Raw genomic sequence first — 18,255 nt, 5'->3', positions numbered from 1 at the left:
GGGATCGACCAATTTGGGACATTCGGCGAATTGGCCACATATTCGGCATTGCGGCATTTCGGTGCATATTCAACTGAATATTTGCCGATCGCGAGAAAATGGCGGCCGTGAAACCGGGATCCGGTACGGATGTTCAAGCAGGAGCATGACCGGTTACGAAGCAAATAAGTAACTTCGAGTTACAGCTAACTCTCGATTGCTGTCAAATTGCTGAAACACGTTCATTGCGCCGAACAACCTTTATTATTTGTTTATGCCTTGAGGTGAATCTGCGTTTTACACACCGATGAGGGCGTGGTTAGTCTTCGGTCGATTGAGTCTCCCGTGGATGCGCGCGAAAATAGGAAGTGTAAGATGACTGAAGATTCAACTAATCCTGCGATTGCGATAGTCGGGATGAGCATGTGGTCCCCCGGTGCACATGATCTGCAAGGATTTTGGGAGAACGTCCTCGCGCGTCGGATGCAATTCCGAAAGTTTCCGGAGTCACGGATGTCCCTCGACGACTACTGGAGCGCGAGCCCTGACGACGTCGACAAGACATACGCCGATCGCGGCGCGTTCATGGATGGTTTCGAATTCGACTGGGTCGGTCGCCGGATACCGGAGCGGACCTTCAAGTCGACAGATCTCACACACTGGTTGGCTCTGGAAACAGCACTCGGGGCTTTGACCGACGCGGGCTACAGCCGAGGATCGGTACCCACTGGACGCAGCGCCGCAATCGTCGGCAACTCCCTCACCGGTGAAGAATCCCGGATGTGGTCGATGCGTTTGCGTTGGCCTTACGTCAAGCGCGCACTCGCTGTGGCAGCCGAAGCGCGCCAGTTGGACAGTTCCGTCGCCGATGCTCTCGCCGAGACGATGGAAGAGGTCTACAAGGGCCCATTGGTGGAGCCGAGTGAAGACACTCTCGCCGGCATGTTGTCGAATACGATTGCCGGCCGGATCTGCAATTATCTCGACTTCAACGGCGGCGGGTACGTCGTGGACGGTGCGTGCGCGTCCGGAATGCTCGCGGTGGCGACTGCAGCCGAAAAGCTGGCGTCCGGCGCGGCCGACTTCGTCTTGGCAGGGGGAGTCGACGTCAGCTTGGATCCTTTGGAACTGGTGGGATTCGCCCGTTTGGGTGCACTGACCCGTGGCGACATGAACGTGTACGACGCAAGCCGAAGCGGATTCATCCCGGGTGAAGGTTGCGGATTCGTGGCCTTGAAACGGCTCGAGGACGCCAGGGCGGACGGCGACTACGTGTACGCGACGATTCGCGGCTGGGGTATCTCCACCGATGGCAAGGGGGGAATCACCAAGCCCCGCGCCGAAACTCAGGCCGAGATGATCCGTCGCGCATACTCGCGAGCGGGATTCGCGGCCAGCGAGGTTGCCTTCGTCGAAGGACACGGAACTGGTACTCCCGTCGGAGACCCCGTCGAACTGGCCGGCGTCCAGCAGGCCGCTCAGACGGACGGGCCGGTCGAGGCTCGTAGCATCGGCATGACGTCACTGAAGTCGTTGATCGGGCATACGAAGGCGGCGTCGGGCATCCTTGCGCTGATCAAGGCGACCATGGCCGTCAATCAACGAATCCTTCCGCCGCTCGCCGGTTGCACCGACCCGAACCCGGCGTTCGGAACCGAAGCGCCGGCACTCTTTCCGCTCGTCAACGGTGAGATCAGAGATCCGTCCGAGAAGATGCGTGCCGGTGCGCAAGCCATGGGTTTCGGCGGTATCAACTGCCACGTCGCGATCGAATCGGCTGATGCACCATCCAGCAAGCTGACACCCTCGCAAGACGTCCGCACGATGATGGCGTCGTATCAGGACACCGAGGTTTTCGTACTTTCTGCAGATTCCGCGGTGGACTTGGCGACCCGAGCGCGGGATGTTGCAGATCTGGCGGTTCCGTTGAGTGTTGCCGAGCTGCTGGACTTTTCGGCGAAACTCTCTCGAGTGATCTCGCCGACCGCGCCCTTCCGTGCCGCAGTGGTGGCCGGACGTCCCGCGCAGTTGGCCGAACGCATGCGTCAGCTTGCCGTGATCTGCGAGAACTCCGCTCCTGCATCCGGTCAGGTGAAGGTCGTGAGCAACGAGATCTCGATCTCGAACGCCGTCCACCACGACATCGGATTCCTGTTCCCGGGACAGGGATCCCAACAACTAGAGATGGCGCGCGTGCTGATCGAGCGCTTCGAGTGGGCACGCGAACTGGCGACCGAGGCGGACGGCTGGTTGGAGGGAGTTGGAGCGGAGGCGATCACGCCTCGAATTCTGCGGAACCCGGTCAAGAGCGCTGACGCTGCGGAATTGGCGAAGTGGAAGCGGGATCTCGCCCAGACGCAGTTCACCCAGCCTGCCGTCGCTTTGGCTTCGCTGCTCTGGTTCGAGTACCTCCGCCGATTGGGTGTCACACCCAGTGCTGTCGCCGGCCACAGTCTCGGCGAGTTGACCGCGCTCTACGCGGCAGGAGCTTACGACCAGAAGACGCTGATCACCTTGGCTGCGGCGAAGGGTGCGGCCATGGCTGTCAGTGGTGGTGGAAACGGCGCGATGGCGAGCCTGACCTGCGACCGATCGACGGCTGAGGCGATCATCGCGGAAACAAAGGGTTACGCGACCGTCGCGAATCTGAATACGCCTACACAGACCGTGGTTTCGGGCACCAAAGACGCGGTCGACGATGTGGTTGCCATCGCGAAGACGCGCGGAGTGTCGGCTCAGGCGCTTGCCGTGTCGAATGCTTTCCACTCCGAGATGATGAACGAGGCCGAGCGGGAGCTGAAGTCCACTGCGCCCGTTGACGAGCAAGTCGATTCGCTGACTTGCCCCGTGTATTCCTGCGTCGAAGGGAAACGCGTACAGACGCCACTGGCACTTCGCGAATTGGTCACCAAACAGGTTGTCTCACCGGTCGACTGGGTCAAGACGGTAAGTGGAATCTCGCAGGACGTGGACCTGCTCGTCGAGGTCGGACCCGGCCGTGTGCTGACCGGGCTCACCAAGGCGATCAATGGGACCGACGGCGTGCGCTGCTTCCCCGTTGCGTCCAAGTCCGGACGCGACGAGGACTTCAATGTCGCACTGGCCGCGATGTACGTACACGGCGCTCAGGTCCGATGGAACGAACTTTTCGACGGCCGGTTCGTGCGCGAATTCGTTCCTGCCGATCAGAAGGTGTTCATCGAGAACCTGGCCGAGGCGAAGCTGACGGTTACCTCTGCTCCCGAACCGCTCGCACTTGGTACGTCCGGCGGGGATCCGGCTGCGGCGCTGGCCGATTACCTGAGCCGACGCGGGACCTTCCTCGTCGACGTGATTCGTGCTGATGTAGGCAGTGGAGCGACTTCTCCGTCTTCTCCGTCTGCTCCGACTTCGCGGGCAGTCACCAACGGCCACGAATCCGTGGCAGCGAAAGCTCCTTCGCCGGTTTCGGCTCCGGTAGTCGAAGAGCCGGCTGACGCGGGCGCTGGGTCCGTGGAAAGTGAGCTGATCAGGATCCTCGCCGATACGACGGGATTCCCCGCCGAGTCGATCACGACGGATCTGCGTCTGCTCGATGATCTGAATCTCGACTCGATCAGTGCGGCAGAGGCTATTTCGAAGGTTGCGCATCAGTTCGAGGTTGTCGACCTCGACCCTGCCGAGTTGGCCAACGCCACCATCGGAGAAGCAGCATCGCTGATCCTTGCGGCATCACCGAATCCCGGTTCTGCCGTTCCAGCAGCGAGTTCGGTGCAGTCGGACGTGTCGCGAATACTGCTCGAGGTAATCGCGGAGGACACCGGATTTCCGGTGGAGTCTCTCGATGTGGATCTCCACCTGCTCGACGACCTGAACATGGACTCGATCAAGGCTGCCGATGCGATAGCAACTGTGGCAACGCGATTGGGTGTTCAGGGTGATCTGGATCCGGCCGAACTCGTCAACGTCAGCCTGGGTGAACTGATCGAAGTGCTCGATCGATCCGCGAAAGAGAAGTCGGGGCAGCAGCAGCCGGTTGCGCGGGCGCTGCCGGTGAAGGCAAAGGGTATGTCAGCCGACAGCTTCACCTGGGTTCGCGATTACACCCTGGAAAAGGTTCGGAGCGAGACAGCGTTGCACGGAGTCCGAGACCTCACGGACACGACGTTTGTCGTCATCGGTGACGACGCCGGTTTGGTCGGAAGGTTGGAATCCGAACTACGAGGGCGTGGTGCTCAGGTCGACATTCGCACATTCTCCGACGGCGCTCCTGCGAATGCGCAGCACGTGGTTGCCGTAATGCCACGCATGACCGATGATTCCGTCACCGAAATCGGCTTGCGCAGTGGGATCGAACACATGCACAAGATGGTTCCGGCACAGCAAAGTGCAGGCGCACGAACCACATTGGCAGTGATTCAGTTCACCGATGTCGAGTTGGGCAATCCGGCGCCGGTACCGAGTGCGGCGGCTTTTGCCGCTTCGGTGCATCACGAGCGCCCCGAACTGGATGTCCGCGTCATAGGATTCGACGGCTCGACTGCGGACGCGGTGGTGGCAACCACCGTCGTCTCCGAGTTGGATTCGGTTGCATCCTATGTGTTCGCGACTTACGACACCGAGATGGGACGCACGGCACTGCAACCGCGGGTTCTCGCCTCGAGCGACTACACCGTCCGCGAGAGCGGGTTGGGAAGTTCGGATGTAGTGGTCGTGACCGGTGGCGCGAAAGGCATCATGGCGCAATGCGCTCTGGCTCTCGGCCGAAAGACAGGCGCCGAACTAGTGCTGATCGGAAGCTCTCAGCGACAAGCGGGTGACGAAATCGCTTCCACTCTTGCGGACTTCACGTCTGCCGGTTTGAGCGCTCACTACTATCGCTGCAACGTCACGGATGCTGCGGCGGTGGCCGGCGTCGTCGCCCAGATCGAGGTCGAGGTTGGGCCGATCACCGGGTTTGTCCACGGTGCGGGGGCGAATGTTCCGCGGCGGTTCGAGAGAGTCGACAGCGCTGCGGCTTTCAAGGAGGTTGCACCTAAGGTCCTGGGCGCAGCCAACTTCGTCGAAGCGCTCGCTGATCGCGACTTGAAGCTGTTCGTGGGCTTCTCCTCCATCATCGGATTCACAGGTATGCCCGGAAACAGCTGGTATGCATACGGAAACGAGCTTCTCGACGAAATGGTGATGCGGTATGCCGCCGGGCACCCGAAGACTCGGACGTTCTCGCTCGCGTACAGCGTGTGGGGAGAGACCGGAATGGGCGCCCGCATGGGCAGTGTCAACCACCTCGCGAAGATGGGTGTCATGCCGATTTCCACGGCTGCGGGAGTGGATCATTTCCTTCGCCTGGTCGACAGCGGACCCGAGGCGAGTCGTATCGTCGTGACCAGTCGACTCGGCGGTCTGGACACCTGGGCGCCGGCAGCACCGGCTCTGCCGGCGGTGTCGCGGTACATCGACCAAGTGGTGACCTTCGAGCCGCAGGTAGAACTGGTTACCCGGACGACGTTGTCCACCTCGGCAGATCCTTTTGTCCTCGACCATGTCTGGAAAGGATCGGCGCTGCTTCCGACGGTGTTCGGACTCGAGGCGATGTCGCAGGCGGCGGCCTATGTCACCGGACGCGTGACTCTGGGCCGCGTCCGCATCGACGACATCAAGCTGGATCGACCGATCGTCGTCGACACGGTCGAGGGCACCAGAGTCGAGATCAAGGCAAGCGTCGTGGAGCAGGATCGTGATGCTGCAGGAACGCGGGTGCATGTCACGATCGGCACCGAACGGACCGGGTACGGACGGCCCCATTTCTCGGCCGACTTCATCTTCGGGCTGGACGAAACACTGCCGGAGTTCGAGAAGGAGTTGCCGCGACCGGTGCTCGACATCGATCCGTTGGACGATCTCTACTCGTGGTTGCTGTTCCAGGAGGGAGATTTCCGCCGACTCGAAGAGATCTCGAGCCTCGATTCCGAGCACATCCTCTTCAGCGCTATTTCGCGAGCCGACCGTAGGCAGCACCTCCTCGGTGATCCCTACTTCCTCGATTCCCTGCTCCAATCGGGCCAGATCATGGTTCCGCGGGAGATCTGCCTTCCGGTCAACATTGCGCGAATCGACATGTACGACGGACGATTCGAGGCTCGTTCGTTCACCGCGTACGCCTACGACAAGGTGCAGACAGAGACCCACATGCAAGCCGACGTGGCGGTGGTGAAGGACGGACGAGTAGTGATGCAGCTCGAGGGATATCGCTCCCAGATTCTCTCCCACGACGAAAGCCGTCCTACGGCTGAGGAAATCGCGGATCCGACTGCGCGCGACGCACAGATCATTCTCGACAAGCTCGCGCAACACAGCCGGGCGTTGGGAGTGAAGAGCCCGCGGGTTGTGGTCGCGCATACCCCGGGGATTCACGAGTTGACCAAGTCGGAACGCCACGAGCAGGAGAAACCGATCGCCGAGGCGGCCGTGAACATTCATCTCGATGAGGATGTGGTGATCAAATGAGTAATGCCTTTGCCATCGAATGGCAGGAAACCGGAAAGCCCGTCGTCGTCGGTGATATTCCACCCTCTGTGGATGTCTCGCTCTCGCACGACGGCAGTAAGTCACTCAGTTCGGCCGGCGACTGGCCTCAGGGATGTGACATCGAACCGATTCGCGCCCGAACCGTCATGCAGTGGAAGGCGCTTCTGGGTTCGGCGCGGATTCCGCTGCTGGACGAGTTGATCGCGGGCGGCGAATCACTCGATCGTGCGGGAACCAGGCTGTGGGCGGCGGCCGAGGCGATCCGAAAGGCCACGGGGCAGAGGTCGGTTTCTCTGGCGATGGGCGCCAGGGAGGACGACGCAGTGACCTTCCGCGGCGGCGCAGACGGAAGCGTGGTGGTTCTGACTTTTCCAGCTCTGTTGACGGACAACGAGGAGCGGATTCTCGCGTTTGTGACTCATGAGGAGGATGCGGAAGAACCGGCGCAGGACTCGGCACCACAGTTCGACTCCGGCCCGTTGTCGGCGAAGTCTCTCGCGCAGTTCGATCCGATGGCCTACGGCTCCGACGTGCATGTGGTGGCCCGGAGCGGCTATCCGGCGGTGACGATCCGGTTCCCCGTCGGGTTCCGGGACGCGTGCAACGTCGGTGGATCAGTGGGGTTCGCGAGCTTCGCGCTGTGGTTGGGCGCTTTGCGAGAGAGGGGAACCGGACCGATCTCGAAGCAGATCGTGGAGGACATGGCGACGGGTCGTTGGGGCATGGTGACCAACAACTCCGAGGTGTTCATCGATGCGAACCTGTACACCGACGACATTGTCGAGGGGACGATCTGGATCACCGAACTCACCGGTCCGGATCGGGCAACCACCAATCTGCATGTCGAATGGTCCCGGGTCGACGGCGAGACGCGCACTCACATCGGGTGGAGTGCGATGCAGACGACGTGGGTGGAAATCCTCTCCCACGGTGTGGTGGCGGCACGGCCGATGCCGCAGTACTTCCACGATTTCATCGAGCCGATGACGATTCCGACGGGGACGAAGAACATCGCTGTTCCCACCGAACCGAAGAACGTCGATCGTGGTTCCGTGATCCGCTCGGCTCCGATGGTGCCGCGCAATCCGTACCTGCTCGAATCCGAGGTGTTCTCGACGACGTTGCAGGACGGAAACGTCGTGGGCAACATCTACTTCGGCAACTATTACATCTGGCAGTCGAGGGTTCGGGACAAGTTCCTGGTCCGTTCTCAGCGTGAGGCCATGGCGGCCAGAGGCGCTCTCGGGGAACTTCGTTGTGTGCACACCAGGGTTGAGCATCTGCGCGAGGTCATGCCGTTCGACGACGTCCTGGTCACGATGTCCTTGTCTGCCCTCTACGAGAGGGGGATCGACCTCGAGTTCGAGTACTTCAAGGTCAATGAGGACGGATCACGGGAGAAGCTCGCGATCGCTCGGCACAGAACTGTCTGGACGATGCCGGGCGCTCCGGGAGAACTGGAAATCTCTCCGCCGTCGAAACTTCCACAGTCGCTGATCGATTCGGTGCTGGAGGCGATCGACGGAAAGTAGGCGGGGGATTTTCCGAGATCGAAGTGGAGAGACGGGTTGCGTTTTCCTTGCGGGAGAACGCAACCCGTTTCGATGGGGAGGGGAATGTATGGGTATCGGGGTTTCCAGAAGATCGGTTCTGAAAGGGTCGGTAGTCGGCACAGCGGCTGTTGCTTTGGGTGCAAAGGCAGGTGCTGCTCCGGCGGGGAGTGTGGATATCGAGTCTCCGTTGATTTTTCATTCGCCGGAGTTCGAGCCGTTCTGTGACGAACTACATTCGTTGTCAACGCTTTCCGGAAACGAGATCACACTGACAGCGCAAGTGGGGCAACATGCCTTTCATCGGGATTTTCCCTCGTCCCCAGCACTGTCGTACCGCAGCGGAGAGATCGGTGGCGGTTATCTGGGCCCTACCGTCGAGGCGCATTCCGGCGAGCCGATCATGTTGACGTTCGAGAACGATCTGACCGGACATCCGTTGGCAGCGGACATGGATATGACGCTGCATGGAATGCAGGCAGACTTTCGCGCTAACCCGCCGACGTCGTTGCACTTGCACGGAGGAGTCACTTCACCTGAGAGCGACGGCCATCCGGAGCTGCTGGTGATGCCGGGACAGGCTGCGATGCATCACTTTTTGCACGGTCAGGAAGCCGCCCACCTCTGGTATCACGATCACGCGATGGGCATCACCCGGCTCAACGTCTACGCCGGTCTGATCGGCAACTATCTGATCAGGGATGAATTCGACACCGGCAAACTGGGAAATCCGTTGGGGTTGCCGGCCGAGGAATTCGAGATCCCGTTGATCCTGCAGGAGAAGATCTTCACGCCGACAGGCGCCCAGAACGGCCGATCCACCATCTTGATCCCGGAAGGATCGTGGGAAGGCGGCGCGGTGGGCGACGTCGGCTTGGTCAACGGCAAGGTGTGGCCGGAACTGGCTGTGGCTCGGGGCCTTTACCGCTTCCGCATCGTCAATGCGTCGTCGGCAAGTGTGTGGAATCTTCACTTCTCGAACATGATGACGTTCTGGGTCATCGGCAACGACGCCGGAATGCTCGACGCGCCCGTCGCGGTCAATGCCTTCCGCTGCGCACCGGGGGAGCGGTACGACCTCCTCGTCGATTTCACCGGACTGTCGGAGGGTTCGACGGTGGAGCTTCGCAACGACGAGGCGCCCCCGCTACCCGCCGCTGTCATCGGTGAAGTGACGATGCCGCTGTTCTGCCGGTTCCGCGGTGACGCCAGGCGCGGATTCACCGGTGGTGTTCCGTCGCAACTGCGCGGTGGGCGCCGGCAACGTGACGTTCTCGCCCCGTTGGAGCAGCCGACGGTAATTCGCACGGTGACGGTGAGCCAGCAACTGGAACTGCGGAATCCACCGGCTCAGATGACGCTGAACAACCTGACGTTCAGCACCACGGACGTCGAGAGGCCGCGGCAAGGCACCGTCGAGCAGTGGAACATCGTCAACACCACGCCGGACCCGCATCCGATACACCTGCACCTGGTGAATTTCCGGATTCTCGGCAGAACACCGATGCGGACGCTGGAGTACTTGATCCGACATCCGCAGCCGGTGATCGGCAACAAGTGGACTCCGTCGCCCGAAGGGTTCGAGGCGGGGCCGATGATCGCGCCGGCGCCGTGGGAAGCGGGAATGAAGGACACCGTCAGGGTGGACGGCGGCACCGTCACCCGGATCATCGTGCGATTCCCCACCGCGGATGAGCTGGGTTTCGATCCCGACGCGATGTTCGATCGTCTTCCGAGCGGTGGGATGACGGGCAGTGGGATGACGGGCGGTGGGATGACGGGCGGCGGGCGCCACGATATGGCTGATTCTGGTCGACTCCAGGGATATGTGTGGCATTGCCATCTACTCGATCACGAAGATCACGACATGATGTTGCCGTATCGCATCTTGCCGTGAGTGCTTCCGGGGGCGCTCTCGAAATGAACCGAAGCGGGCAGGCGTTCGCGCGTCGGATCACCTCGGTCACCTAGCAGGATCGCTTCGGTCCTTCCCATGAATTTGGAACACGTTCTACAGTGAAAGGGCTGAGGTCTGTACCTCGGCCATGCGCCACCACCGAAGGTGGCGCGGACGATCTGCAGACCGGTTCGACGAATTACACGGAAGGAACACCTCACAGTGACCACAGAGGCATTCATTTATGAAGCCATCCGTACCCCGCGAGGCCGCGGCAAGAAGACCGGGTCGTTGCACTCGGTCAAGCCGATCTCGCTGGTCACGGGTCTGATCCAGGAACTGCGCGTGCGCTTTCCCGACCTCGACGAGGACCGGATCTCCGACCTCATCCTGGGCGTCGTCACCCCCGTTGGCGATCAGGGAATGGACATCGCCCGCGTTGCAGTCAACGATGCGGGACTGCCCGACACCGTCGGTGGCGTTCAGCTCAACCGTTTCTGCGCTTCCGGCCTCGAGGCCGTGAACATGGCTGCTCAGAAGGTTCGGTCCGGCTGGGACGAACTGGTGATTGCCGGTGGCGTCGAGTCGATGTCCCGCGTTCCGATGGGATCCGACGGTGGACCGTGGGCACTCGACCCCGCCACCAACTACGACAACTACTTCGTGCCGCAGGGCGTCGGCGCAGACCTCATCGCCACCATCGAGGGCTTCTCGCGTGACGACGTCGACGCATACGCCGTGCGCTCGCAGGACCTCGCCGCCAAGGCGTGGACCGGCGGATACTTCGCCAAGTCGGTAGTGCCGGTCAAGGACATCAACGGCATCACCATCCTCGACAACGACGAGCACATGCGTCCGGGCACCACGGCAGAGAACCTCGCCGGCTTGGCTCCCGCGTTCGGTGTGATCGGTGAAATCGGCGGATTCGACGCCGTGTCGCTGCAGAAGTACCACTGGGTCGAGAAGATCAACCACGTTCACCACGGCGGTAACAGCTCGGGAATCGTCGACGGCGCTGCCCTCGTGCTCGTCGGTAGCGAGCAGGCCGGCAAGGACATGGGTCTGACGCCGCGCGCTCGCGTCGTCGCCACCGCCACCAGCGGCGCCGACTCCACCATCATGCTCACCGGCCCGACGCCGGCGTCGAAGAAGGTTCTGGCAGCTGCCGGCCTGACAGTCGACGACATCGACCTCTTCGAGATCAACGAGGCATTCGCTTCCGTCGTCCTGAAGTTCCAGAAGGACCTGAACATCCCGGACGAGAAGCTCAACGTCAACGGTGGCGCGATCGCCATGGGTCACCCGCTCGGTGCAACCGGCGCGATGATCACCGGAACGATGGTCGACGAGCTCGAGCGTCGTGGCGGCAAGCGCGCCCTCATCACCCTGTGCATCGGCGGCGGTATGGGCGTTGCCACCATCATCGAGCGCGTCTGACGCGGCGTCCGTCCTTCCAACGAGGCTTACCAGGAGTCAAGCAAAGTGACTGATCAGAACATCATCAACTGGGACCAGGACGCCGACGGCATCGTCGTGCTCACCATCAACGATCCCAACCAGGGCGCAAACACCATGAACGACGCGTACATCGCGTCGATGAAGGCCACCGTCGACCGTCTGGTCGCCGAGAAGGACTCCATCACCGGTGCCGTCATCACTTCCGGCAAGAAGACCTTCTTCGCCGGTGGCGACCTCAAGAACATGATCAAGGTCGGCCCCGAGCAGGCCGAGGAGATCTACAACCACAGCGTCGAGATCAAGGCAGACCTGCGTCGTCTCGAAACTCTCGGCAAGCCGGTCGTCGCCGCCATCAACGGTGCGGCGCTCGGCGGTGGCCTCGAGATCGCTCTCGCGACCCACCACCGCATCGCGGCAGACGTCAAGGGCGTCAAGATCGGCCTGCCCGAGGTCACCCTCGGCCTGCTGCCCGGCGGCGGCGGCGTCGTGCGTACCGTGCGGATGCTCGGCCTGCAGAACGCGCTCATGGGCGTCCTGCTCCAGGGGCAGCAGCGTGGACCCGTTCAGGCCAAGGAAGTCGGCCTCATCGACGAGGTCGTCGGCTCGGTAGAGGAGCTGGTTCCGGCTGCGAAGGCATGGATCAAGGCCAACCCCGAAGGCGGCGTTCAGCCGTGGGACGTCAAGGGCTACAAGATCCCTGGCGGAACTCCGTCCACTCCGGCATTCGCTGCCAACCTTCCGGCGTTCCCCGCGAACCTGCGTAAGCAGCTCAAGGGCGCTCCGATGCCGGCTCCGCGCGCCATCATGGCCGCAGCCGTCGAGGGTTCGCAGGTCGACATCGACAACGCGCTGCTCATCGAGGCTCGCTACTTCACCTCGCTGGTGACCGGCCGCGTCGCGAAGAACATGATCCAGGCGTTCTTCTTCGACCTGCAGTCGATCAACGGCGGCGGTTCACGTCCGGCAGGCATCGAGAAGTCCACCATCAAGAAGGTCGGTGTCCTCGGCGCGGGCATGATGGGCGCGGGCATCGCGTACGTCTCCGCCAAGGCAGGCTTCGACGTCGTGCTCAAGGACGTCACCATCGAGGCTGCGAACAAGGGCAAGGCGTACTCTGAAGGCATTGAGGCCAAGGCGCTCTCGCGCGGCAAGACCACGCAGGAGAAGTCCGACGCACTCCTCGCCAAGATCACCCCGACGGCTGACCCGGCAGATTTCGCCGGCGTCGACTTCGTCATCGAAGCAGTTTTCGAGAGCCAGGAACTCAAGCACAAGGTGTTCCAGGAGATCGAGGACATCGTCGATCCCAAGGCACTGCTGGGCTCGAACACCTCGACGCTGCCCATCACGGGTCTCGCCACCGGCGTGAAGCGTCAGGAAGACTTCATCGGCATCCACTTCTTCTCGCCCGTCGACAAGATGCCGCTGGTGGAGATCATCCGCGGTGAGAAGACCTCCGACGAGACTCTGGCTCGCGTGTTCGACTACGTCCAGGCGATCCGCAAGACGCCGATCGTGGTCAACGACTCGCGTGGCTTCTTCACCTCGCGTGTCATCGGAACCTTCATCAACGAGGCCATCGGCATGCTCGCCGAGGGTGTCGAGCCCGCCACCATCGAGCAGGCCGGTATGCAGGCCGGTTACCCGGCTGCGCCGCTTCAGCTTTCGGATGAGCTCAACCTCACCCTCATGCAGAAGATCCGCAAGGAATCTGCCGACGCCGCCAAGGCCGAGGGCAAGGAACTGCCGGCAGATCCGGCCGGCGAGGTCATCAACACCCTCGTCGAGAAGTTCGATCGTAAGGGCAAGCTCGGTGGAGCCGGCTTCTACGATTACGCCGAGGGCAAGCGCACCGGCCTGTGGTCCGGACTCCGCGAGAACTTCAACTCCGGAACCTCCGATGCTCCGATCCAGGACCTCATCGACCGCATGCTCTTCATCGAGGCGATCGAGACGCAGAAGTGCTTCGACGAGAACGTCCTGATCACCACGGCGGACGCCAACATCGGCTCCATCATGGGTATCGGATTCCCGGCCTGGACCGGTGGCGTTCACCAGTTCATCGTCGGTTACGAGGGCGGCACGGCTGGCTTCGTCGCTCGCGCAAAGGAACTCGCTGCGCAGTACGGCCCGCGGTTCACCCCGCCGGCTTCGCTAGGGGCATAGCCCCCGTGCGCCTTTTTGGTAGTTACGGCTACCAAAAAGGCGCACAGGGGTTCATCCCCAGCTGGTGAGTTATCCACAGACGAACTCCGACAGCGAATTTCACGTCAGTCCTGTCGGAGTTCGGCCTGACGCTTGGTGCCATGACTACGTCTCATGGTGGAAGCGAGTTTCTCCGGATTCTCGATGCGCAATCCGGTCTGGTACGGCAACAGCAACTCTCGTCATTCGGATACAACCGAGGGATGCTGCGGAACTTTCTGGACCGCGGCGAATGGCAGCGCGTTCTACAAGGCGTGTATGCAGTGACCGCTGGCCCGCTCACCAGAGAAATGATCTTGAACGCCGCTTGGCTTTATGGTGGCCCGCAAGCGATTCTGAGCCACGACACTGCAGCTGAGGAATGGGGAATGCGTCGCATCGACGCAGACAAGCCAGTCCATGTCACCGTGCCCTACGGCAAGTCCGCTCGCTGTCAGTCCGCGACAATCCGCCGAGTTCCAGTGCGAACGTCGGGTGCACTTGTCAGAGTGGGTGGCGTGGTTCACCCCGGGGTAGTCGTCCACCGATCCCGAGCCCACCGATACATCGGCGTGCCGTCAGTCATACCTCGAACGTCGCGGGCGGATACCGCGATTGATCTTGCGACCGCCGAATCCACAGCGCGAAGCGCCTACGTTTCACTCATCACCACAGTGACAAATGCGCGAATTCCGTTGAACGATGTGCGTCGTCGGATTGACGAACGAACACCACATCGATTCAAGGGTGCGCTTTCCGATGCGGTACGACTCCTGGCAGACGGGGTGCAGTCAACGCTCGAATACCACTATGCGGTCGACGTGGAGCAGGCGCACGGGTTGCCGTCGGCCAGACGCCAGTCTCCGGTCCGCGTCGACGGCCGCACGCTGTACGAGGATTGCGACTACAGCGAAGTCAGTGTGCCGCTGATCGTGCGTCTCGACGGTCGGTGGGCGCATTCCATGGCAGAAGTGGCATTTCGTGATCGCCGCCGTGACAATGCGGCAGAGCTGGCAGGTCGTCCGCGGTTGGTCTACGGATTCGACGAGGTGATGAAGACCCCGTGCCAGGTTGCGCACGAGGTGGAGACGGTCTTGCAGCGGGGAGGTTGGGTGAGGACGCAGTCGGGTGCCTGCGGCACCTGTGCGCCTTTTTGGTAGTGCCGACTACCAAAAAGGCGCACAGGGGCTTTGCCCCTAGGCCTTCCACCACGGGCGAAGCGGCACATGCGCCTCACCCTTGGGGCCGAGCTTGACGGCCAGAACCTGGTGCAGCTGAACGACATTGCGCTCGAACCCGAGTCGTGAGCCGGCCATGTACAGGCCCCAGACGCGGGCGGTTCCTTCGCCGACCTCGGCGACGCAGGCGTCCCAGTTGTCGACGAGATTCTGGCACCATCCGGCGAGCGTCAGTGCGTAGTGCTCGCGAAGGTTCTCTTCGTGACGCACCTCGAGGCCGACGTTCTGGATCTCGGAGATGATGCGACCCGAACCGGTGAGCTCCCCGTCGGGGAAGACGTACCGGTCGATGAATCCGCCTGCCTTGGCGCTGCTTCGGTTGTCCGGACGGGTGATGCAGTGGTTGAGCAGACGCCCACCCTCACGCAGCTTGCCCTTGAGGAACTCGAAGTACGCCGGGTAGTTTCCGACGCCGATGTGCTCGGTCAGGCCGATGGAGGACACTGCGTCGAATCCGGTCTCGGCCACGTCGCGGTAGTCGGAGAAACGGACCTGGGCGAGATCGGCGAGGCCCTCGTCCTCGATGGCCTTCTGTGCCCAATCCGCTTGCTCGCGAGAGAGAGTCACGCCGATCACCTTGACGCCGCGCCTGGCCGCGTAGCGGACCATCGAGCCCCAGCCGCAGCCGATGTCGAGAAGTCGATCACCCTTCTGGAGTCCGAGCTTCTCGAACACCAGGCGGTACTTGTTCTCCTGGGCTTCTTCGAGCGTCTGTTCCGCATTGTCGTAAGCGGCACAGGTGTACGTCATGGACGGGCCGAGGACGTACTCGTAGAAGGTGTTGGAGACGTCGTAGTGGTGATGGATGACTTCGGCGTCACGAGTCTTGGAGTAACGCAGTCCTTCTGCGACGCGACGCCACCGTGGGAGATGTTCCTGGGGCGGCGGGGCGATGGGCCGCAACAGATCCCAGCCCAGGGAGCGCGTGATGCTGGCGAGCGTCAGTGCGGACGGGCGCTTGAGGTGGAGTTCGTCACCCATGATGCGCAGGATCTCGTACGGATCACCGGGGTGGACACCCTCGGCTTCGAGATCGCCGGAGACGTACGCGCGGGCCATGCCGAGATCGCCGGGCGCCGTTGCGAGATAAGTGGTTCCGCGAGTCGACTTGAGGTGCAGTCCGTAGTCGGCATCTTCGGGGCCGGCGGTGCTGCCGTCGTACGCGGTGAATCGAAGCGGCAGCATGCCGTCGGAAAGCGTCTCGAGAATCTCGGCAATAGAGAGCTTGTCCTGGCTTTTGGAGTCTTTGAACGTGGTCATTTACGTTGCACCGCCTTAGAGAATAGATCCAATAAACGGGATTTCGGGTCGTAGCGTTCCTTGAGTCCGATGTACCGGTCGCCGCCGTAGTACAGCTCCTCGAAGTCTTCCTTCGAGTAGTAGGAGTCGGAGTAGAGCGATTTGTGTCCGTCGAAATCGCTGACCTTTTCTTCGATCAGTCGATTTGCTGCCCCCTCGCGCTCACCAGGAACGATCGGCACCGAAGACCAGAAGCCGATGTTGACGTAGGTGCGCTTGGGTTCGAGGGGGTAGAGGGGCCACGGCCGTGATGCAGAAGCGGCGGCAGGGCTTGGCTCGCGAAGACGCAACGGGCACAACCACAGTGGTTCGATCGGGATTTCCTCGAGGAACCACGAGACGAAGTCCGCGGTTCGTTCGATGGGTACCTCGACGTCCTGGACGACGCGTTCGCGCGGGGGCTTGCCCTTGCGCTTTTCGAGGCGATCTCCGATGTCGTACTTGTGGTCGAGGGCGATCAGCTTCCAGTAGAAGCTGCTGCGCAGGTACTGCTTGGGCCAGAAGCGCCGGATCTTCGGGTTCTGTGCACCGAAAGCTCGTGAGCACCAGAACCAGTCGGTGTCCCAGCGCCACAGGTAGTCGCGAATGGTCAAGCGATCCGTCTTGGGCTGGGTGAGTGACGAATGCTGGATCGACCGGTAGAAGATGTCCTGGTCGGTGTAATCGCTGACCGGGCCTTCCTCGTCGGTTTGCGCGCCGAGTGTGAGGTAGCTCTCGGAATCGGTGAAGACCACCCCGTCGAGATAGTCGACGGCGATCCCGTCGTACTCGCGCTCGGTGACGATGCGATCCATCGTTTCTTCGAGTTTCTTCAACGAATCGAAGCGCACGTGGCGCAAGGCGACGTACTTCTTGACGGGTTCGAGTGCGATCTTCAATCGCGTCGAATAGCCAAGGGTGCCGTAGGAATTGGGGAAACCGAAGAACAGTTCGGCGTGTTCGCCGTCCGGTGTTGCGGTGATGATCTCGCCGCTTCCGGTCAGTACGTCGATTTCGAGTACCGACTCGTGCGGCAGGCCGTTGCGGAACGAGGTGGACTCGATGCCCAGGCCGGTCACCGCACCGCCCAGGGTGATGGTCTTGAGTTGAGGCACGACCAGGGGCGCCAGCCCGTAGGGCAGCGTCGCGTCGACGAGGTCCTCATACGTGCACATGCCGGCGACGTCGGCTGTGCGCGCTTGCGCATCGACGGCGATGACACCTGCCAGACCGCTGACGTCGAGGCCGGGGGCCGACGTCTTGGCGCGAGCGCGGAACAGATTGGATGTCTTCTTTGCCAGGCGTACAGAAGCATCGGCGGGAATGGCGCGGTATGACGCGAGTAGGCGTTCGACGCCTTCTCTGTGCTGCTCGAACCCCATTTCACGCGCAGCATCGGAACCCGGGCCTTGCTTTGTCCGGATTCGATCTAACTTCTGAACTACCCCATTGAACGAGAGAGTCACACCCTGACGCTATCGGTAGTTGCGTGTGCAAGCTATCCGGAGGGGTATTAATGCCCGAATTTGATCGAGTTGTTGCAATCGAACTCGGTAAATGCTCCGAGTGGTGAACCAGCTCACACGGAATGGGTAGATGGTCGAGATACCCGGGCGCAGCAGGCAGTATGGAAAGGAATATCTGCGCAGTTCGAGGTGCGGATTCGGGTAGTCATTCGCGGTATCGAGCCGCGTTGGTCGAGCAAGGAGACGTAGGGCATATGGGTCAGGTCAATGCAATGAGTTCGACAGTCGTCACAGCAGCACCCGACAAGGTGCTCGCGGCGCTCTCGGACTACGAGACGGTTCGCCCGCGAATCCTGTCCGAGCAGTACCTCGACTACAAGGTCGTCGAAGGTGGCCAGGGTGACGGAACCGTCGCGCAGTGGACGCTCAAGGCGACGGAAAAGCGCTCGCGCAACGTCAAGGCGACAGTGACGGTCGACGGCAACGTCATCACCGAGAAGGACGCGAACTCCAGCCTCGTCACCACCTGGACCGTTGCCCCCAACGGCACCGGAACGACGGTGACGACGCTCACCCAGTGGCAGGGTGCCACCGGTATCGGCGGCTTCTTCGAGCGCACGTTCGCTCCGAAGGGTCTGCAGCGCATCCAGGCCCAGGTCCTGGACAACCTCAAGCGCGAACTCGTCTAACCGATCCTG

General features: G+C 61.8%; 9 protein-coding genes. 7 read left to right on the top strand and 2 right to left on the bottom strand.

What is annotated here, in order from left to right:
* Positions 1 to 354: 354 nt before the first annotated feature.
* The 6 genes from QRN54_RS14635 (at position 355) to QRN54_RS14610 (ending at position 14,735) form a co-directional block, all read left to right on the top strand.
* Positions 355 to 6,465, top strand: coding sequence for a type I polyketide synthase (locus QRN54_RS14635; protein ID WP_285182332.1), 6,111 nt, complete (start codon positions 355 to 357; stop codon positions 6,463 to 6,465).
* Positions 6,462 to 8,018 carry a hypothetical protein gene (locus QRN54_RS14630; protein ID WP_218679754.1) on the top strand — a complete coding sequence of 519 codons (1,557 nt, stop codon included), beginning with the start codon at positions 6,462 to 6,464 and terminating at the stop codon, positions 8,016 to 8,018. The genes QRN54_RS14635 and QRN54_RS14630 overlap by 4 nt, the downstream gene beginning before the upstream one ends.
* 88 nt (positions 8,019 to 8,106) lie before the next feature.
* A complete protein-coding gene (locus QRN54_RS14625; protein WP_192712890.1) occupies positions 8,107 to 9,933 on the top strand; it encodes a multicopper oxidase family protein in 1,827 nt (608 codons plus the stop codon).
* Between the two features lie 222 nt (positions 9,934 to 10,155).
* Entirely contained in the window at positions 10,156 to 11,370 is a 1,215-nt protein-coding gene (locus tag QRN54_RS14620; RefSeq protein WP_007731553.1) for an acetyl-CoA C-acetyltransferase, read from the top strand.
* A gap of 45 nt (positions 11,371 to 11,415) precedes the next feature.
* On the top strand, positions 11,416 to 13,557 hold the full coding sequence (locus QRN54_RS14615) for a 3-hydroxyacyl-CoA dehydrogenase NAD-binding domain-containing protein (RefSeq protein ID WP_030535720.1): 2,142 nt from the start codon (positions 11,416 to 11,418) through the stop codon (positions 13,555 to 13,557).
* Between the two features lie 140 nt (positions 13,558 to 13,697).
* The gene (locus QRN54_RS14610; RefSeq protein WP_007731550.1) at positions 13,698 to 14,735 is read left to right on the top strand and encodes a type IV toxin-antitoxin system AbiEi family antitoxin domain-containing protein; all 1,038 of its coding nucleotides are present in this window, start codon (positions 13,698 to 13,700) and stop codon (positions 14,733 to 14,735) included.
* 36 nt (positions 14,736 to 14,771) lie between these two features.
* Here QRN54_RS14610 and QRN54_RS14605 read toward each other — a convergent pair whose 3' ends face one another.
* Together QRN54_RS14605 and QRN54_RS14600 are read right to left on the bottom strand one after the other, a co-directional pair.
* Positions 14,772 to 16,073 (bottom strand): class I SAM-dependent methyltransferase, encoded by a 1,302-nt coding sequence (locus QRN54_RS14605; protein ID WP_285182331.1) that lies wholly within the window; start codon positions 16,071 to 16,073, stop codon positions 14,772 to 14,774.
* A complete protein-coding gene (locus QRN54_RS14600) occupies positions 16,070 to 17,473 on the bottom strand; it encodes an FAD-binding oxidoreductase (protein WP_042447764.1) in 1,404 nt (467 codons plus the stop codon). Before QRN54_RS14600 ends, QRN54_RS14605 begins: the two co-directional genes overlap by 4 nt.
* 338 nt (positions 17,474 to 17,811) lie before the next feature.
* On the opposite strand from QRN54_RS14600, the gene QRN54_RS14595 reads away from it, so the two are divergent.
* Positions 17,812 to 18,246, top strand: a complete 435-nt coding sequence (locus tag QRN54_RS14595) for an SRPBCC family protein (RefSeq protein ID WP_003943959.1) — start codon at positions 17,812 to 17,814, stop codon at positions 18,244 to 18,246.
* Positions 18,247 to 18,255: the final 9 nt, after the last annotated feature.

The organism is Rhodococcus sp. MEB032, from assembly GCF_030208925.1.
GTDB lineage: Bacteria > Actinomycetota > Actinomycetes > Mycobacteriales > Mycobacteriaceae > Rhodococcus_F > Rhodococcus_F qingshengii.
This window is presented reverse-complemented; position numbering and strand designations above follow the sequence as displayed.